Origin of the sequence: Moorena producens PAL-8-15-08-1, from assembly GCF_001767235.1 — a bacterium.
GTDB lineage: Bacteria > Cyanobacteriota > Cyanobacteriia > Cyanobacteriales > Coleofasciculaceae > Moorena > Moorena producens_A.
Map to the genome: position 1 here is coordinate 768,231 of NZ_CP017599.1, position 21,001 is coordinate 789,231.

A 21,001-nucleotide genomic window follows, 5' to 3' on the forward strand; every position below is an offset into this window, starting at 1 on the left:
CAGTACAGAGTTGGTAGAAGTGCTCTGAATAAGTAGAGGGAAATATGGCTAAACAATTACCAAGCTATGAACGGATTTTTGGTGAAATTGATTTCCAAAAAGGCGATGAAGCCCGTTCAGTTTATTCTCCTGCTGCTTATTTAGCTGATTTATTACAACTGTTGGATGATGAGTTTTCTCAACACAAGTTTGACGAGCGTCGCAGTGAGATCAAAGAAATACTGCTGGATGCTAAAAATACCTTTGAGATGCTACCTTACCTGGATCGAGTCAATGAGATCCTAGCGAAAAAAATAGAGAAAGATTCAGGGGCTACAGACGCTTTTAAAGTGATTCGAGAGGCGGTTTATCCCTTTAACCTGCCCCAAGATATTGACTACGCAACAGTCAAGGTCTATCTGCAGCATCTTGGTGTAACAGCAGAGGAACTTTATAGATTGCTCGATGAGATGCCACAGCAAGAGCTGTTGGCAAAAGCCTATTTAGGGATCTTAGAACAAGAGTGGGCGACTCTGATCGAAACCGCGCGAACGGGCAATGATCTCGCACAGTGTTATGGCGTTGCTGATTTATCAGACCTAAAGGTAAAGGTAAAGGATGATAAAGATAAAGAGGTAATCCTAAATCATCTTGTAAGTGTAGATGAATTTATAAAAGCTACAAACATCAGTGAATTACAGCTTCGAGAACTTTTATTTCAAAATCTTAATAAAAATAGTGAAAAACTTCAGGACGCTAATTTATTCTGTAATAGCTCTCAAATAGGTGCTGCTGATCTAACTAATGATCAACAAGCCATTGGGTGGAAAATTCAAGATTCTATATCACAGGGTGAAGAAATTGATTTCTGGCTAGACCGTGCTAACCGCTTCATCCGTCTCGCTAAGAAAACCGGGTTCACGTTTACCGAGCTGGATATCATCCTACGTACCTGCTCTAACAATCAGTTAAACCCAGAAGCCCTTACCCGAATCGCAGTTGTTCACTGGCTCAAGGCTAAGCTGGAACTGGAAGTTGATCAGGTTTGTGCCTTGTTTGCTCCGATGAATATCCTCGGGCAAGGTAATGAGGAGATGCCCATTGACCTGTTTAACCGCGTTTACAATAACCGCTGTGCCATCGCCGATAAACAGTATATCTCGAATCACGCTAATATTCCTCAACAATTTTATGATCTAGGACTTTCCAGGATTGAAGTCACACTAGATCTTCTCGACTCATCCAATGACGGTTATCGAAAAAGGGTTGCCCACTCTTTAGATTTACCAACCAAGCAACTGACCTACTTAATTAAAAAGCTTCGTAGCCACTTCGATAACGATCAGCTTTGGAGCACTGGGAATGAAGAAAGGTCAATGCTTACGACTTTCTACCGTGTGAGTAAGCTAGCCCATATCTGTGAGATTTCCCTAGAAGAGCTATTTATTATTTTCGATATCCTAGAAAAAGACCCCGCTGTTCGTCAATTTAAAAATTGCAACGTTTTAATAGACTTTAATATCAAGGAGCGGGATTGTTATAAAATAATCTACCAGGATAATGTAGAAAACGATAATGTAGAAAACGATAATGTAGAAAACTCCATGTGGTTGATTCAAGTCGTTTATGGATTGACCCAATGGATGCAAAAGAATGACTTTTCTGCCCATGACTTGTTAAAAATTACCAGTGGTGATTATGTCGATAAAATCGACTTGAAAAAAATTGATGACACCATGCCGGTTAAGAAAGTCAAAACCCAAAAGGAGATTGACGACCAAGAAAAACTAGCGTTATTCAATAGTTGGCATCAAGGGTTTAAAGCCTTACATTTTAAGGAGTCATTACTAAAAGAAGCTGGGCTGGACAGGCGGACATCACGGCTGGTTTACGAAACCTTAAGTGACCCCAACTATCATCTGACTAAGAAAGAGCCTAGGTTGATTGACTTTGATGCTAATCTTGTCAAAAAAGCCGCCATCGACGCTGTTAATCAAATTGATACTATTACAGAGAAAGATTTCTTAGGCTTGGGGATTGGGGAAAAAATAGCTGATAAAATTTATGACAATTTGATCCATAAAGGTCACTTGAATACTCAAGGCAGGCTGATTGAAGACAAACTCACTACCGATGTGACTGAATTCCACATTGATACAGAGTTTACCCCGATTCGGTCTGAGCTGTTCAATCAAATTAGCCAGCTACATCAAGACCATGATGATGTTTCCATTTATCCTTCCGATCTCAAACCCTTGGGGTTAGAAGAATTTGAATCTAGAGAGCTCTACCATAATCTAATTTTTAACGGTTATATCGATGATCAAGGTGCCCTAGTTGAAAAGTCATTCTTCGAGGATGCTGATAATGAAGATAATTTTGAAGTAAATGCCAATATCGGTACCCAGTCAAAAGACGTATTCGAGATTCTGTCTAAGCGTAATCAGGAGATAAAACTACACAAGATTGCGGTTAACAAAGGTATCTTTTCTGAGTTAGCACTAACCGAACTCGAAGTGGATGATTTGATTGAAAATCTCAAGTTTAACGACTATATCGATGAAGACGGGCATTTTGTCGATAACCTGAAACTAACTCAGCTCACACTAAACGATTTTTCCCTGGCGTTGCAATTCTATCCCCATAGAACAGCCATATTATCAGCCTTAAAGCAACATATTGAAAAAAATCTGTCTAGTTATCTTCAGTTTAGCCGAGAGCATTTTCTTAAGGTTGCCGAAAAAATTGTAGCCAGATGGTCTTTCCAGGCGGTAAACTACCACTTTCTAGAAGAGGGTAAAATAGCCGAAAAACATAAAGCATTTTTCAGAGAAGAAGAAAATTCCCAAAACTTCGATATTTGGTGGTCATTCGAGCGGACTGATAACCGGGTTGTGTTTAATACTTTGCGCAACATCGTACTGATGTCTGACAAACACCAGTTAGTAGACCATCCACTAGATCAGCAGGGCTTCAGTAGCAGCGAAAAAGAGGAATTATTTGACCTTCTGATCAGTTTAGAGCACATCACCGATGACCGGAAAATCCCAGAGGATAAGCTGGACTATTTCCTAAATATCGACAATGCCCTGGCCATATCCCTAGAAGCATTCGAAGATTACAATAAAGATGTATTCTTTTTGTTGCATGCCATTGCTAAAGAGCAATCGGCGATGGTTAATCAGGTAGTTACCCAGGTTAAAACCCTAGCTGAAAAACAAGAAACCTTTATCTATAAACAGTTAAAGCAGACGTTTAACCTGAATGTGGATAGTATGCGAGTGATCTCTGCTGAGATGTTTAAAGGCAGTGATCATATTGCATCTGAATGGTTGTTACCCTTATTAAAGGCTGAAGATCTTCTGGGCAATATTACCACACTGCCCAAAGAACAACGGTTCAATACTGCCTATCGCCGAACTCAACAGTTTGCCTTGCTGGCGAATAAACTCAAACTGACTAAAGAAGATATTGAGCTAGTCTTTCATGATCAAAGTTTAGTGGAGAAGTTTCCTGAAAAGCTGGAACTTCCCCAAAAACCTGACCCAATTACCACATTTGATGCCCTCCTGGAGAGCACCGATGGCAAGACCTACTTGTTCAAAGGTAACCGATATTGGATTTATGATGGCATAACCTATGAATTAGAAGAGGAAGAAGGAAAGGAACTCAAAGAACTTTCAGTGCACTTTGCCGGTAAAACCATTGATGCGGCTTTTGTGGACAATCATGGTCGAAACGTGATTATCGCAGGGGGAAAATACTATCAGCAAGCCAAAGATACTAAAGTTTGGGAACTAAAAGAAAGAAAATGGGGTAAGCTCCATAATAACTTCCAGAACCTTGATCAAATCGATGCCGCTTATACCGATAGTAGTGGATACACCTATCTATTTTCAGGGGAAGAATATGTTCGCAAATCAAATGGCAGCGACTATATCGATGAAGGCTATCCTAAAACTATTGCCCAACACTGGAAAAATGAACCAGGCAACGAACAACTACCAAAACTATTTCAAGAATCCATAGATGCTGCCTTTGTCGGACATGATGGTAAGACCTACTTATTCAAAAACGATCAATTTGTTAGCTCAGAGGACCTGACTAAAGCCCAGAGTATTATGGCTAAGTGGGGGCGGACGCAAAATAATCTGAAAACTACCGGCAAAGTGGATGCGGCCTATATCGATGGTAGTCAGATCATGATCTTCTGCGGCGATCAGATATTTAGCTTTAAGGATTGCCTTGAAAATGATGGGGTGATGCCCTCAGAAGGTTTCCCTAAACTCATTAAAGAACACTTTAACAATCTTCCTGCTGAGTTCCACCAAGATATAGATGCGGCTTTTAACGATAACAATCAAGTACTTTACTTATTTAAAGACAAAAAATATATAACCGTTGACTCAGCCGGTAATCGTAACGGCCCCGTAGAGATTAAGGAGAAATGGGGTAAAACCTTAAACCCCATAACCAATGGTAAAGTCGATGCCGCCTTGGTTGGTCTTGATGGCAAAACCTATCTCTTCAGTGGCAATCAGTATTTCCGTTATTCCAGCGATGACTATTCCGAAGTGGATGCAGGGTATCCGAGATCTATCCAATCCGACTGGGGGGGATTAGAACAAGTTAATGCAGCCTTCGTCTTGGATGGAAAGACGTATTTATTCGATAATTCTACTTCAAATAGCTATATTCGCTATTCAACCAATGACTACAAAGAGGCAGATAAAGATTATCCAAGAGCTGTGGAAAATAACTGGTGGAATCTGCCTCAGCATTTAATTAATGCTGGTTTTGCAGCAGTTGATGCGGTTTTCACAGATTACAATGGCAACCACTATCTATTTTCTGGCGAGCAATTTATCCACTCTGGTGATATGCACCGTTGGTGGTCAGAACCCCAAAATATCAAAGATAAGTGGGATGATATTACCTTTGATACACTAGATGCAGCCTTTACTGGCAAAGACGGAAAAACCTATTTCTTTAAAGGCCAAGAGTATGTTCGTTTTTCCGACAAAGAGTTTTGTGATTTGGACAACGGCTATCCCAGAACAACTAACAAATTCTGGGGCAACATCAAAAATACTATTTTAGAAACCGGCAAGATTGATGCAGCGGTGCGACTGTATTCTGAATGGGAGGAGGAAGTTAAAAATTCCACCACCGGTAAACCTGAGACTCAGAAGCAAAGCGCAATTCATACCTATCTATTTTCCGGTTCACAATTCTTCCGATACACACATGACAATTATGATCATGTTGACTCTGGTTATCCGAAGTCAATCAAAGATGCTTTAGCCGATGAGCCTCGCTTTAAAAAGCTAAAGGACGATAAAGACAGTCTCGCCTTGGTCGAAAAATTGACTGCCGCGTTTGCTGATCAGCGTAATATTTATATTTTTGGTGATAAACAGCTGCGCGTCATTTCTAATAGCAGATCAAAAACCTACAAAGACTACACAAATTTAACTTATGTAATTCAATGTGCCTTTATTGAAGACGGCTCGGTTTACATTGAGAGCCAAAACAGAGGTTGGGAGCATAGTACTAGCTTAGAAGGCGTAAAGTGGGACCGACTTAACAAAAAACCAGAATTGTTAACTAAACTCCCTGATAATTTCAAATCGGGTATAGACGCTGTACTCAAAGGCACCGATGGTAATACCTATCTATTCAAAGGTCATCAGGTTTACAACCGATTACTGGATGAAACGAGGGATATAAAAGAAGAATGGGGTCGTGTAGCGAATCGCATCTATGAGTCTGGACAGCTTGATGCTGGACTCGTGGGCCGGGATGGTAAAACCTATCTGTTTTCACAGGATCAGTTTTTTACCTATGAAAATAATAAACCCATGGATAACCCAGCGTCGGAGCTCCCCGAAATGATCAAAGATAAGTGGGGTGGGTTAACTCGTGTCGCTTATGCTTATGTTCTCGATGGTAAGACCTATCTACTAGAACCCCCTAACGAAGATGGCGAGTTCCGATATGTGTGTTACTCATCCAACGACTACACACAACCCGATACCGAAAACCCGATGCAGGCCGACCAGAGTTTTTGGAAAATTCCCCAGGAACATCAAGAAGCGGGTTTTGACCAGGTTGATGCTTTATATGTTGATGGTGACAATCTGATCTTGATCCATGATGGTGTATTCCTAGAATACAATCCCCAAAACGATTATTGGTCCTATCCAAAATCACTAGATCAGTTGTGGAACGGTATTGCTTGTGATAATCACGTGATTGAAGAGTTAACCACTGTATTCGTTGATAAAACCGGTGCTATTCATTGTTTCAACCCTGAGTGTTTCTTAACCATTACCCCTGATTCAACTAATCCAGAGCCTAAGATCCACAGAACACGATATCATTGGGGGCTGGTTAAGAATGTTTTAACCGAAAAAGTAGATGCTGCGGTTGTCGATACTAAAGGGATAACGTATCTATTCTCCGGTGACCAATATGTCCGTTATTCCAGCGATGACTATCGACAGATTGATCAAGATTACCCCAAATCTATCGCGATCAACTTACGGAAAGAAGCCAGCTTTACCCATCTACCGGATGAATTTGAAGAGAAGATAGCTGAAGCGCAAGCCAAGCTAGCGGCAGTGGTGATCAATCAACGGAATGTGTATCTCCTGATCGATACCACCTTGTTTGTTGCTTCCATGGAACTGGCAGCTAATTATGACCTGACTAAACTGGCTTGCGGTGAACAACCCTTTTTAGCCAATGGGAAAATTGATGCTGCAGTAGCATATCAAGATTCATCAGACAAGAAGAGCTATACCTACTTGTTCTCAGGTAACCGTTTTATTCGCTATTCCGGTGATGAATACGAATATATCGATAGTGGCTATCCCAAAACCATTGCCTCTGGCTTGTCTAATGTTCCGGTTGAGTTAGTTGATGGCATCGATGCTGCACTCAAAGACAAAGATGGGAAAGTTCATCTGATTAAGGATAGACAGGTTTGGGTTAAGGATAGCAACACTCAACTTAAGGTAACAGAGACCTGGTTAAAAACAAAAAACAATTTTGCTAATTTGCCACCGGGTACATCAATTGATGCTGCCATAATTGACCCGGAAGGCGGTTTACTGGTCTTTAAAGGCAATCAATATCTCCGCTATGGTAGCCCATTACAGAAATATGTTGACCCAGGTTATCCTAAATCGATTAAAAATAACTGGGGTAACCTGCCCAATGACTTTGAAAGTGGTATTGATGCAGCATTCGGGTTTGAAGGTCATAGCTACTTTGTTAAGGGTGAGGAATATGTTCGGTTCATCAATAACAGCCATGAGTGTCCTAAGATTATGGGGCCTTATCAGTTTAAGCTGCGATGGGGAGACTGGGCTGATTACCTGATCTCCGATATTAAAGTAATCACCAAGTTTAAACAGCTGAACGATACCTATGCTAGCGGTGATGCGACCTTGACCGATATCCTTAATCCCCAACAAGGCTACACCAAATTGCCCTATTTTGATTTAGCAGAGCTATTTGATTGGGATATCAATCAGCTCAAGTGGCTCAAGCAAAATAATGGCTTTATCCAAAATCATAATTCCTTCGAGAATCGGTTTACTATTGAGCTTATCCTACGGATAGTCGATTTCTTCCAGGTTGCTCATAAAATTTCCACAGAGCCTAAAACCCTTTATTCACAACTACTGGTTAAACTCTTTGTCACCAAGACCCAGTTCAATGGCGGTCAGCAGTATCCCAGTCATAGTAATATCGTTGCCGCCAAAGAGGAGTTAAACAAACTGCTGACCACAACCCACTGTGGTGCCACAGGGGTGGAGTTGCTACACAACGAAATCCGGGATGAATTGAATCTGCTCAAGCGTGATGCACTGTTACCTTATGCCATTCATCAAGATGACAAGGTAAATAATGCTCGTGAACTTTATCAGACATTATTAATTGATGTGGAAATGGGCAGCGAGGCATCGACTTCCAAGATCAAGGAAGCGATCGCAGCGGTGCAACTGTTTATGCATCGTTACTTTATTAATCTGGAAGAAGCGGAGCTAACAAATCCTCAGGGTAAGCGCCGTCAAGACTTGCTGAAACGATGGGAATGGATGAAGAACTATCGGGTTTGGGAAGCCAACCGTAAAGTCTTCTTGTATCCAGAAAACTATATTCGAGCGGAACTGAGAGATACCAAAACCCCAGAATTTAAAGCCTTAGAGCAAGAACTCCTGCAAGGGGAACTGAATGACGCCAATGTCACCCAAGCCTTTAATCGGTTTATTGACCAATATACTGAGCTATCACAGCTGAAAGTGGCTGGGGGTTATGTGTATGACAATCCTGAAAATCCTGCTGATAAAAACATAGTTCTGTTTGGTCATACCATCAGTGAGCCAAGACGCTATTATTATCGCAGTGCTACCTTTATCAAGGGAGAAACCGACTCAGTTAATTGGCAACCCTGGGAAGAAGTTAATATTCAAATTAATTCCGAGCGGGTTTACCCAGTATATACCCTGAATCGGGTTTATGTTTTCTGGGCTGAAATCGAACAGAAAAGCAGTATAGGTTCTGATACAGGGGTCAATATCAGTTCAGAAAACAAAGACAAAACTAGCAACACTAAGGTTGAGTCGAACGCTGTTACCGAATCGGTTTTGCAGATTTATTACTCCTATTATGATTTGAACAAAACTTGGGTTCCTGCCCAGAAACTAAATCATCAGATGACATCCAATTACACCATTACTAACTATTTTATAGATTTTAGTGGTTCAGAAAGGAGTAAGGCACTCAATCTGGATAGTATTCTAGTACACTGTCACTATGTGACCGAAAAACAGATTAAACCGAAATTGAATGCAGATGGCTTCGCAGAAAAGGACGAACTAATTAAGGCGATCGCAAAAGCGTCTGTGGATGGTAACAGTAAAGTATATCTGAAGGCAACTAACACTGATAGGCTTCATCTGGTCAATTATGATGGGGAAGATCAAAAAGCAGATAAATATTATTCCTACGTTCAACGGATTCTTCCAGGAGATGAATTTGAAGCAGCAGAAAACCAATTTAAAATAGTTGAATCTACCCTGGACAAAAATAGCAATGAACTTATTTCTATCAAGTCCGTTAATAAGCAGAATTTCTATCTCAGGCATCAGGGAAGTCGCATCAAGCTTCACGAACAAGCAGGGGATGATTTATATAAAAATGATTCCAGCTTTAAAATCGTTAAAGGCTTAATTGGTGACGGTTACACCTTCGCATCAGTCAATTATTCCTACGATGTATTGTACTTTGATAATGATGGTGCGATGTGGAAGAAAGACTGGCGAACACTTAAGTCTCAGCAAGATAAACGCCATGCCACCTTCCAAATTATTGCTGATCGCAGAAACGAGGTTAGCAGTTTTAACTTCTATCCCGAAACCAGAGATGTAAAAATTAAGGCAAGTCAGTCTAATACTGCTGGTGTTAACCGTTCTGGTATTGATACCTTTAAAGAATTATTTCCTACTGAAAAAGTGAATAAACTGGAACCCCCTGTACTGTTGCATGTTCCAGAAAACAAAAACTCACTCACCTGGGCCTGCTTCTATTACAAAGGGGCGAGCTTCCTGTGTAAACCAGCTTCGGGTGCAACGGATACTTATGAGAAGGGAAGTATTTCGACACCGGATGCTACATTTACTATGAACGCGGCCTTTGTGGCTAATAATCAGTTGTACGCATTTTCAAAGGAAGGCGGATATACGAAAACTGCTGTTCCTCAGTCAACTGATACTTGGAATATTTCATCCATCACTGCTACGAAAGATAAGTGGGGTAAGGTTGTTAACAAAATCCAACAAGATAACTGGGTCGATGCCGCCTGCGTGATTGAGGGGAAAACCTATTTATTCCGAGATGACCAGTATGTGCGCTATTCCAATGGGTATGATGGCTTGGTAGATGATGGCTATCCAAGAAAACTAAGTGAAAATAAAGATAACCTACCCCAGTGGGAATCCATGGACGCTGCCTTTGAATATGGTAATAAATCGTATTTTATCAAAGGAGATCAGTATGTCACTTCCGACGATCTTAACACCCCATTAAAGATTTCGGATAAGCTCTGGCCAGCAACTGATTACGCAAAAAGTATTAGAAACACATTTGATTATGGAAACGAAACTTATTTGCATGATACCAACGGAAATCTCAAGAAGGCGTCAAGTAAAGCGGAGTTACTTATAAAACTTGATGGATTATATACTGCTGATATCAAGCAACTGAACTTAAGTCAGGTTACCGAAGCGTTTGTCATTAATGAGCAGACTTACTTTATCGCCGACAATAAGTTCTACAAAAATAGCTCTACTAGTGATGCCTATCTACTACACTATATTGCTGAAATAAAAAGTTCGCCGACTAAATCCCTCGTCGGGTTATCCATATATGGGGAGCACTTTATTTTAGCGGTTAATGATCCTCAACCGAAACTATTTGTATTTCATAAGGACTTTGCCAGCAATGTTGATGGAAGAAATCGACCCACAAGGTCACCTATGAAAACTATTCATGTTAACGGAGTGCCTTCTAACCAGTTAACAGGAATGTATATTGACTCCGAGGGTGAACTAATGCTTCTTTCTGCGCAAAATTACATAATGGGTCCTAGCTTTAATAAGGTAATGAATTCATTGCTTATTCCATGGTCTGAACCGGAGAATATTGCCACTTATACATCTAGGCTTGATCCAGGCGTTTCATCCATTGACTATGCCTTAAGCAAGAGGGATTCCACCGGTAGAAAAATCTTGTATTTGGTGTCTGGCAACCAATACATTAAGTTTGTTGACGATCCGTCAAAGTCTGTGCCTGTTAAGGACTATCCTCGGAAAATTTCCCAAGGCGGAGTAGATGGTATTCCCAACGAAAATGGAATTAATGCTGCTTTCTTTGGCTCAGATAATAAAATCCGATTTTTCCAAGGAAATAACTATTTCACTTCCGATAATGCCTCGGATAAAAAGACCATTAAGGAGGATTGGGGAAAAGTAAAAAATAACATCCAAGATGGTATTGGTGTGGTTGATGCGGCTTTTACTCACGGAGGAAAAACATACCTCTTTTCAGGAGATCAGTATTATCGTTACCAGGGTACTCAGTTCGATTATGTCGAACCGGGATATCCTAAATTGTTGAGCAATAATACGGAAGGGTTGCCTAAATGGAATAAAGTTCGAGCGGTATTGAAATTGGATAATAAGGTTTATCTCTTCGACCATAGTCAATACGCAATTTTCGATCCCGAATCCAAAGCCACCAAAGAAATTAACACTATCAAAGGTAACTGGGTATGGCCAGAGGGATTCGATAAGTTCGACGCTGCCTTTCAATATAATAGTCATGCCTACCTAGTATCAGGAAAGGAATATGTGAGGGTGAAGGAATTTGTCACTAAGCAAAATGCTAAGTATGACATCATTCGTTTGTCCTCTATGACCGGAAGTAAATTAAGTCAAAAATTGTTTGCCCATGGCATCGATGACCTATTTAGCCTGAGGAATCAGGAAATCGATGAACTCCCGATGTTTAAAAAGGTAGACTATGACCCGAATAAACCAGCAAAAGAAAGCCCTGATACTATTATTGAAGTGAATCCCAACAGGGTCGAAACCCTACCCTTGCATTCACACTTGGAGTTTCGTGGAGCTAATGGCCTTCACTATTGGGAACTATTCTTCCACGCGCCATTGCTGATTGCTCAATCTCTGAATACTCAACAGAAGTTTGAAGAAGCGAAGAAATGGTTTGAGTACATTTTTGACCCGACCGATGAAGTAGAATATTGGAAGTTCTTGCCGTTCTTGTCAGTGGATATTGAGGCTTTGATTACTCGGATCAAGTCTTATGCAATGGCATTAAACCAGGATGCAACCGCAGTCATTAACTTGCTTGAACCCTACGATGAGGTGTTTGAAGGTCAACGCGAGCTTGACAGAACAGAAAGGACTGATGATATTGTTGATTTGACTGATTTGAAAAAATTGCCTAATGAACTTGCAATTACCAATCTGAAAAAGACTGTCGATGCCCTAGCAAACAATGATCCTAATGCCAAAGCTTTAGCGGAAACCTTGGAGATAGTCATCCGACTTCCGATCCGGTATGGATTTATGGTTCCTGATGAAACCAGCAGTCAGCCGCAAATCCAAGCCTACCTGAAAGACCCCTTCGACCCTCATGCCATTGCCCGACTCAGACGGATTGCCTATCGACGCACCACAGTGATGGCCTATATCGATAATCTGATCGACTGGGGGGATCAACTGTTCCGTCAGTACACCAGGGAGAGTATCAACGAAGCCCGGATGCACTATATCTTAGCTTACGATCTCCTCGGACAAAAACCTGAAAATACGGGTACAAGACAATTGTCAGACGATTTACCGTATGGCCGTGATGGCAACAATAAAATTGAAGGCATTCATGATCAAGGCGCGGAGGCAGATAGTAGTCAATATGACTTTTTGTTTGATGTGAGTAGGAAGGACCCAGATGAAAAGAGTTTAACCTTCGCAGCTAATATTCATAGCTCAGTCACTGAACCCTACTTCTATATCCCCGAAAATCAAAATTTAATTGACTACTGGGACCGGATAGAAGACCGGCTGTATAAAATTCGCCATAGCCTCAATATCATGGGGATTAAGCAACCCTTGCCCTTGTTCCAACCTCCCATTGACCCGATGGCCTTAGTACGGGCGGTAGCTGGTGGCGGTGGAATAGGAGGAGCGATCGCAGGATTGTCTGTTCCTGTACCTCATTATCGCTTCAACTTTATGCTCAATAAAGCGCGAGAGTTGGTGGGTAAACTCAATCAATTCGGTGGGGATTTGTTGGGTGCGATCGAAAAGAAAGATAGTGAAGCCCTGAGCTTGTTACAAAATCGTCATGAGAAGGAAATTCTCGAAGTTACTAGCCGGATTAAGGAAGCGCAATTAAATGATGCACTGGAGAACTTGAAATCCCTTGAAGAAAACAATAAAAGTGCTGAGGGGCAACTTGAGCATTATAACGAGTTAATTAATTCAGGCTTATTATCGTCGGAACGAGCCCAAATCGGTGCGATGGAAACAGCGGTTGATTTACATTTAGCATCGGCTATTCTCAAAACAACAGCCTCGGTTGCCAGCTTTTTGGGTGACACTTCAATAGGTCCTCCATTTGCATCTAAGTGGGATCTTCCTGAATTAAATGAAGTCGCATCCAATGCTAGTGATGCAGTTTCTGGGTGGGCAGAAATGTTTAGTCTTGGCGGCGAAATTGCCGGTATCTATGCCCAATTTGAACGAAGTAAGGAGGATTGGATCCTTCAAAAAGCAATGGCTGAAAGTGAAATCAAGCAACTGGAAGCCCAAATAGAAGGAGCAAAATATCAAATCGCAGTTGCAAGGCTTGAGATTCAGTCAACGGAAAAGGAGATTAAACAAAATGAATCAATGAAACGCTTTATGACCAGCAAGTTCTCCAACGAACAGTTGTATCAATGGATGACCAGCAAGCTCTCAGGTTTGTTCTTCCAAACCTATAAGCTAGCCCATGATATGGCAAAATCAGCCGAGAAAGCCTATCAATTCGAGCGCGGTCTTAAAGAGAGTGAGGTTTCGTTCATTGGTGGTATGTATTGGGACAGCTTGCGGAAAGGTTTACTCAGTGGTGATTCCCTAGGGCATGACCTAGACCGCATGGAGAAGGCTTATATTGATACCAATAGCCGTGCTTTAGAAATCGGGAAACATATTTCCTTGGCGGAGCTGGACCCCATGGCCTTTATTCAATTGAAAACCAAAGGCACATGTGAGTTCAACCTCTCCGAAGCCTTATTCGATTACGACTTCCAAGGGCACTATAACCGACAAGTAAAAACCATTGCCATTGAAATCGATGCGGGTGAAGGAAAAACCGTTAATGCCACCTTAACTCAACTCCGTCATAAAACCGTGATGGAAGCAGACGTGAAAGCAGTGAAGTACTTACTGAATCCCCAAGGTAAGGAGCCGATGTCAATCCGCAGCGATTGGCGCACCACTCAGCAAATTGCCTTGGGTGATATTGGGGAGTACGACGAACCTAACGGTTTATTTGAACTGCGATTGGACGATGAACGTTTCCTTCCCTTTGAAGGAACGGGTGCGGTATCAACCTGGCGATTAGAGTTAAGCGGTAAGCGTGGCAGCTACAACTTGAACGACCTGAATAAGGTGACTATCAAGTTGAAGTATACGGCGCTTAATGGCGGTAACTCATTTGCTAGTGCGGTGAAGGGGATGTTAAAGCCCTATCCCACTGCTGTTTATATCAATATGGCGGAAACCTTTCCTCAAGAATGGCAGGCGTTTATTAGTGGTGAAACTGAAGAACTCGACATTATGCTCAACCGGGAGATGTTGCCAAATTTATCGGGGAGCAAAATAACTGGGTTGGTGCCTCATTATGAAATGCAAGGGGAAGGGCAGGTGAGTTTAATTATGAATGATGATACTGACCTTACCCTGAAGCATGGCAAGTTTAATGAAGGGAATGGGTTGATGATCCGAAGCTCTGGTGCGAGTTGGAACTTTAAAGCGAAGGGGGATAGGAAGAGTTTGAGTAATTTGGGGTTGGTGGTGATGTACAAGGCGATGGTTTAGAGTATACCAATCTCAACTATCTGTAATCTACTTTTCGATAGGATAGATTTGCAAAATGCAGTAACAACAACTAAGGAAATAAATCATAAAACTTAAAGAAGGTTACTATGAAACTCACAATCAAAGAAATAGGTCAAGAAGGACAAAGCAAGACATTTAACGTACCAGATAAATTTTTAAAGGACGACAAATATAAACAAGACAAAATGTTAGGTGAAGCAGGACAAGTAGCTCAAGAAAGCAATCTCGCAAATCAGTGGGGTAACGTTTTGGAAATCAAGAAAAGCCAGGATGGCTCGGAAGACGAAGCAACCATTTACATACCCGAAGAAGGACTTGTTGCCGCTACACATCACTTACAACACATCTTGTGGTCGATTTCGCCAACGGATTTAGCAAAAATAGGTTTTGAGAAAAATATGAAGGTCGTAGGCGATGAGGACATCCCAAGGGAGGATAACTTCCAAACCGGGGAGGGCGACCCAACCGAAGGGGACGACCAAATTGGGGAGGGCAACTATACGCAAAATAGCTTCCCAATTGATGGGGACGACCACAGCGATGACAGCGACTATACGCAAAGGAGCTTCCCAATTGATGGGGACGACCCAGCCGAAGGGGACGACCAAATTGGGGAAGGCAACTATACGCAAAGGAGCTTCCCAATTGATGGGGACGACCCAGCCGAAGGGGACGACCAAATTGGGGAGGGCAACCAAGGCGAGGAGGGCGACCAAGGCGAGTCGGAGGGGGGGTATAACCTACGTGTCTTTGATACTGTCTCGATTTGGTTTAGCACACAACCAGATCAATGGATACGAGCGAATGACAAAGAGCTTATAAAAGAACGAGCCCAAAAAGCGGAGCAAAAAGGAGGAAAGACAAGTCTGGTATATAGTGGAAACATGTTGAATGAACAAGCGCAGACAGACCTAAATGAATATTGCCGTAAAAATAAGATACAGGCTATAGATTTCGACAAACTGAGTCTAAAAAATATGAATAAAGACGATATAAAGTTATATAAACTAGCGAAATTGGAGTTGAACTACTCCAATCAAAGAGGAGGAAACGTAGCAGCGGCTAGTGACTTGGTCAGGTGGATAACACCGATAATCAGTGAAGGCATATATATCGATATTGATATTAAACCGAATTTCGATGAAGCCCCAAATGAGGCTACTGAAAGTAAAAAATTAAAGGTTAATAGCCCAATCCTATTTAACATGGGTTCAACTATTGATGACCATCCCTCTCAGAGAAACTTACTACTTGAGAAAGTGGGCATAAACACAGATATGATTGGTGTTTGTGATCAGATTAATGGAGACGAAGCTCAGAAGTTACTTAAGGCGATAAAAAGTGAAATTATAACCAGATATGAATACGCGATGAATGTATTCCAATGGGAAGGCGTGACGCTTTTAACGAATAGTGAAGGGTACAATAGCATTGCAAAATCTGACAAAAAAAACCCATTGTTTTCATTACGAAAGGAAGTAACTAATGTGAAAAACTGGGATAATGTGAAGACTTTTATGGGGAATCAGTGGAGCCAAGAAGAGCAGGATAAATTCAATAATAAATCAGATGAATGGAAGAGAAACATATTTCGACCGCTTGTGACGCAAATATCAGGTCCATTCGCAGTCAGCACGGCTGTTTTGCACGGTTGGCCACCCACTGAAGAGACCAGCAAGAGTCATCTATTGTTTAATAAACAAGATTCTAGCTTCTTGCGAACAACCATGAGGAAATTACAGGAATCTTGCAGTTTTTACGCTGTCAATGAAGGTAAAATGTACCATTCAGACAACATCCCGAATTGGAACGAATCGAATCAGACATTGTTACAACGAGCACAAAATTTGGAGGGGCTATCCTGGATCCCCAACCAAAAAGATGAGCAAAAGGGTGAACAAGACCAACCATCAGACCCCAAAAAAGGAAAGAAAAAACAATCCCAAAAAACCGGAACCGCCAAGCGAATCAAACCATCAGACCCCAAAAAAGGAAAGAACAAACAATCCAAAACAACCGGAACCGCCCAGGGAATTTTAAAAAAAACATCACCCTCCCGTCAAAATCAACCAAACAACGATTCCGTAAAACAGCGCCAAATACTAGCAGAAAAAAAACATATAAATCGACTAAAAAGAAAAAAACAATAAAAGTAACACTCATGTGCGAGCGCTAGAACAGGTAGGGTGCGAAGCGCGACAGGGTAACGTACCAACAAGACCCATTGCATTTATTAAATAATAATAAACAAGGAAAAAACTATATATGTCACTCTCTAGTAAAGTAAAAAAAATCCGCAAGAATAAAAAAGAGGCAAAGAAAGCGAAAAAGGCAAAGAAAGCCTCTTCAGATTCTTCCAATTCCCAATCCCAAGGAAAAATCAACCCGATCACTGGTATGACCACCGAGGCTGAGATAGAGAAATTGAGTGAGGCCCTTGCTGGTGCTTCTAACCTGTCCAAAGATGATGCTGCTTCTTTTTTAAAGCAGGCGCAAGGTCTTAGAGACAAAAGGTCAAGTGGTCAGCCCATCTCAAAGTCGGAAATGGCATCTTTCAAAGACTCTACCGGCGATATGTTTAAGAAATTGGAGGATGTAAAAGGCTTCGATCAATTAAAAAATCCATTTACCATGACCGAGAGTGAGGTCAATCAACAAGTTGATCAACTCGCTCAGGCGATGGAGAAAGCGGTAAAAGTCCCTTCAGACAATACCAAAAAAATGCTCAAAGATACCTATGCCTTAATGGATCATTTAACCAATACCAAGGGTGACAGGGATTCTGCTGATGGTGACACAAAAGATGACTCAGATACCAATGCCTCTGGCGCTGATTATCAAACCTTACTCAATAACTTCAAAGAGTCTTATAGCCAGCATTATGATGCCTTAGGGTCAAGTGAAGCCGGTAAACCCATTGGTGGTCATTTGTTTAATATGACCAAAGATGAACTGGATGCTGAGATCAAGGATATCAATAAAAAAATAGCAGACGCGAGACAACTTCCACCAGAGCAAATTAGTTCGTTCGTGATGCCTATGCCCTAAGAGAAAAGCTATTTGAATTTTCTCAATCCGCCGAAAATGCTGCTAGCACCGATAGCTCTACTACAGAGGATAAAGAAGAGAGCACAAAAGCGGAAGAGACGATAGATCAAGAGGTTCAGGATAAAAATTCACCAGACGATCAAGTTGCGAAAAATGAGGTTAATCGAGAAATAGGTGAATTTAACCAAAAACACGCTGGCACAATGGAGGAGATAGTGCGGGCGTCACTCAAGTAGGGTGGGTTCGATTACAAAAGATCTATCAAGACATTTTTTGACCGACTATCACCGAACGCACCATCCCTTACTGGGCTTCATTCATTTTTAATTTTTACTTTTGAACGTTGAATTAATCACTGAATCTTGCTAATAATTCCTCACGGGATAGCTGAGATAACTGTAAAATTAAAGCGGAAAATTCTTGATTAGATAAGGACAGCATTGGTTCAATAATTCCTCTAAGTTGGTCATCTAGTGCATTAAACCTCACTCTCAACAAGTTTTCGATAATCGCAGTGCGCTCCATCCTCAGACCCTGCTGCATACCTTGTTGTATACCTTGCTCTATACCTTGTTCTATACCTTGCTGCACACCTTGTTGTATACCCTGCTCTATACCTGACTGAGTAGCAGCTTCTAATTTTTCTAATAAAAGTGGTGATAAGCGCATAATTAACTCCCTGTCTTGCTCTTCTAAATCTTTACTTACTTCTAAGTTACTACGCAGAGAAGATAACAACAATAACGTATTTTCCCGAAATTGATTTGTTTCTGGCAGTGCTTCTAATTCATCAATGGCCTGTTGTTGGACTCTGCCTCTGCCTAACATTCTCAACCATAGAGTGTCTAAGGTCTTTGGTAATTTATGTATTACGACTAATCCAGTCCTCTGGAATGAGGGTAATAAATAAATTCCCTCACCCCAATAGTCCGGATCACTCTTAGCACCAAAGCCTTCTAATATTGCCGATGATGCTGTCGGGGTCAAAATCCATAATTTCGGGTAATTCTCCTCATTAAGCTTAGTATTCTCTCGATTCCCTTTACGAATAAAATCTGTGTGTACCTCTAATAATTTCAGTAGGCAAGTCCGAATTTCGTTAATAGTAACCGGATTTCTAAAGGGTTCAAACAAACAAGGCGTTGTAGCTAATTTCCCTAATAAGCCTAAGGCTTCTGGGGAAGTTGGTGGTTGATTGGCTGGGGCAAAAAATACATCGACTTGTCGGATTTCGCTGCGGATTTCTAGGGGAGCCTGACATTCCCCAAATTGTGATAATAATTCTTCTAAATAATCTTTGGCAAATTGGTCGTGAATAAATCGGGTCATAAGAGAAATAGTCTTGACATTTCAGTGCGATCGCCTGTAGGGTGTGTTCCCTGAAACCATTGCGACTGGGAGATTGATGGGTATTTGGGAACGCACCACCCCAACCGGAATCTGCGGTGGGTTGCGCTGTCGCGTTCCCCACCCTACATTCTATCTTGATGATTTGCTGAAGTGCGATCGCATCATCGATGGCGATCGGGTGGGGATTGCTTACACTGATGGGGATTGGTTAAAATTAATAAGAGGTTACTTATTGTCGGTAAGTAAAACCGTTTGCGCGTCTGACAAAGAAAAGAAAATGATTTGAGAGTATCGAAGCGCGAAAATAGGGTAAAATCCATGAAAATTACATATACATATTGGAAAGAAGCGGATGGGATGTTTTTGGGCTATTTGAATGAATTTCCCGATCATTGGACACAAGGGGTTGATCGTGAAGAATTAAAAGAGAACTTAGCTGTACTCTATAGAACATTTACTAGTGAAGAAATTCCCGGAATTAAGAGAGTCGCAGAACTTGAGCTTGCATGATTTGACGCGATTTAATTGCCTACTTATAAAAATCCGGTTGCTAAATGAATTCGACATGGTGGGAAACACGATATTTACCATAACCCAAATAACGGACAAACGGAACCAATTGGTAGGGTACGTTCGATTACACTAGCTCTATCAAGAGATTGTTACTATCCCTTTGCTAGAGCTAATCTAATAAAAACGACAGTGGACGACTCATATTCTGAGCAAAGCCAAGGAGCCCGCAATCCCGGTATTCGTAGAGTAATTTTCCCTGTGAATCGAATAAGAAGGTTCCCCCTCGCTGGGTCAGATAAGCCCCATTGGGTACATAAGTATTCCAGTGGCTTAAAACCTCTGTCATATTCCGCAGCCGCAGGGTTGCCAATTCAAAGGGTCTTTGAAAACCTTTGCCACCAGCCAGCCTGAAGAATGAGCCCTTGATAGGGGGAAGTGGTATACCTCGCACAACCTCCTCATCATCGAGCAACTGGGGAGCCTGACTATCGCCCCAATAGCCTCGAAATACTTCAGCTAGAGTGCCAGGACTACCAATACCCGCACACATCAGCAGCAAATTCAAGTAGGTATTTAGGCTTATTGAGAGCCCTGGTAGCTTGAGCGATAGTCCTGGATAAAGATTAAGCTGCTGGTGCAGCTGTGCATTGGGAGAGACAAACAACCAATCCCCAGGAAACCCCGTATAGTTACAGAATCGTTTACCAGAATCGCGATTACCAATACCAACAGCTCGTATTACTATACCCTCCCCCTGTAACTTTTTTGCTTCCCGTTGCAGCCACCAAGCGTATTCGAGACTGTCGAAATCTCCAAGTTGGGGCCAGACAAGTACCAGCTGGCGGGTGGCTGACTCACAACCGCTCAGAAGTGGCAGGATGACTCCATCACTTACCCGCTGGCACTGGGTCTGATTTAAGATTGTGTAAGGATTCATTTTAAACCGGTTGTTTTAAGGGGAATGTAGTATTAAAAGTAAAGCACGTTTGGACATTGGTTTGAGCTTTGCTATACCAAAGGGAACAGGGAACAGGGAACAGGGAACAGAGAGTAGGGAACAGGGAACAAAATTCTCACAATTCCTACACGGATTGCTATATGAAGCAAGCGAAGCTTCCGCTAAAAGCGATTGACCGTAGGTCACGCGGGGCGCGTTCGCTTCTTCTATAAATTGTTGAATTACTGCTAAATCAGGAGGCTGTTGGTGGGTTTCCATTGCCAGCCAAGGCAGATACTCAATCCTACCAGCAGGTCTACTCAAATTGCTGCCTCAATCAAAGGTATTTATCGGCCTCGATCGTAAATTCGGGACTTACTTCAAAGTACCATCGAGTTGAGCCTGGTACGATCGCCAATCAACTGAATGAATGAGCGATCGGGCTTTGGATATAATGGATTCTAGGTATCAAGGG

General features: G+C 41.7%; 8 protein-coding genes. 5 read left to right on the plus strand and 3 right to left on the minus strand.

All coding sequences use genetic code 11. The annotated features are described in order from the left end of the window. Positions 1-44: 44 nt before the first annotated feature. From BJP34_RS03050 to BJP34_RS03060, 3 genes are all read left to right on the plus strand, one after another. A complete protein-coding gene (locus BJP34_RS03050) occupies positions 45-14,657 on the plus strand; it encodes a hemopexin repeat-containing protein (protein WP_070391066.1) in 14,613 nt (4,870 codons plus the stop codon). A gap of 107 nt (positions 14,658-14,764) precedes the next feature. Further along, on the plus strand, positions 14,765-16,828 hold the full coding sequence (locus BJP34_RS03055) for a glycosyltransferase family 88 protein (protein WP_070391067.1): 2,064 nt from the start codon (positions 14,765-14,767) through the stop codon (positions 16,826-16,828). Between the two features lie 115 nt (positions 16,829-16,943). Continuing rightward, the gene (locus BJP34_RS03060; RefSeq protein WP_070391068.1) at positions 16,944-17,726 is read left to right on the plus strand and encodes a hypothetical protein; all 783 of its coding nucleotides are present in this window, start codon (positions 16,944-16,946) and stop codon (positions 17,724-17,726) included. 348 nt (positions 17,727-18,074) lie between these two features. On the opposite strand, the gene BJP34_RS03065 is transcribed toward BJP34_RS03060, so the two are convergent. After that, positions 18,075-19,055, minus strand: a complete 981-nt coding sequence (locus tag BJP34_RS03065) for a flagellar assembly protein H (RefSeq protein ID WP_070391069.1) — start codon at positions 19,053-19,055, stop codon at positions 18,075-18,077. Positions 19,056-19,131: 76 nt separating this feature from the next. On the opposite strand from BJP34_RS03065, the gene BJP34_RS03070 reads away from it, so the two are divergent. Then, positions 19,132-19,362: a hypothetical protein gene (locus tag BJP34_RS03070; protein ID WP_070391070.1), complete on the plus strand. Its 231-nt coding sequence runs from the start codon at positions 19,132-19,134 to the stop codon at positions 19,360-19,362. A gap of 32 nt (positions 19,363-19,394) precedes the next feature. Beyond that, positions 19,395-19,586: a hypothetical protein gene (locus tag BJP34_RS03075; protein WP_070391071.1), complete on the plus strand. Its 192-nt coding sequence runs from the start codon at positions 19,395-19,397 to the stop codon at positions 19,584-19,586. 172 nt (positions 19,587-19,758) lie between these two features. Here BJP34_RS03075 and BJP34_RS03080 read toward each other — a convergent pair whose 3' ends face one another. Both BJP34_RS03080 and BJP34_RS42205 read right to left on the minus strand, forming a co-directional pair. Next, positions 19,759-20,526: a peroxiredoxin-like family protein gene (locus BJP34_RS03080; protein WP_070391072.1), complete on the minus strand. Its 768-nt coding sequence runs from the start codon at positions 20,524-20,526 to the stop codon at positions 19,759-19,761. A 15-nt stretch (positions 20,527-20,541) separates the two neighbouring features. Beyond that, complete coding sequence (locus tag BJP34_RS42205; protein ID WP_158516969.1) at positions 20,542-20,850, minus strand: hypothetical protein; 309 nt, start codon at positions 20,848-20,850, stop codon at positions 20,542-20,544. Positions 20,851-21,001 lie beyond the last annotated feature (151 nt).

Bases quoted from the DNA above. Each gene is read 5' to 3' on its own strand.
- BJP34_RS03050 (WP_070391066.1), top strand. From the start codon at position 45: ATGGCTAAACAATTACCAAGCTATGAACGGATTTTTGGTGAAATTGAT.
- BJP34_RS03055 (WP_070391067.1), top strand. From the start codon at position 14,765: ATGAAACTCACAATCAAAGAAATAGGTCAAGAAGGACAAAGCAAGACA.
- BJP34_RS03060 (WP_070391068.1), top strand. From the start codon at position 16,944: ATGTCACTCTCTAGTAAAGTAAAAAAAATCCGCAAGAATAAAAAAGAG.
- BJP34_RS03065 (WP_070391069.1), bottom strand. From the start codon at position 19,055: ATGACCCGATTTATTCACGACCAATTTGCCAAAGATTATTTAGAAGAA.
- BJP34_RS03070 (WP_070391070.1), top strand. From the start codon at position 19,132: ATGGGTATTTGGGAACGCACCACCCCAACCGGAATCTGCGGTGGGTTG.
- BJP34_RS03075 (WP_070391071.1), top strand. From the start codon at position 19,395: ATGAAAATTACATATACATATTGGAAAGAAGCGGATGGGATGTTTTTG.
- BJP34_RS03080 (WP_070391072.1), bottom strand. From the start codon at position 20,526: ATGAATCCTTACACAATCTTAAATCAGACCCAGTGCCAGCGGGTAAGT.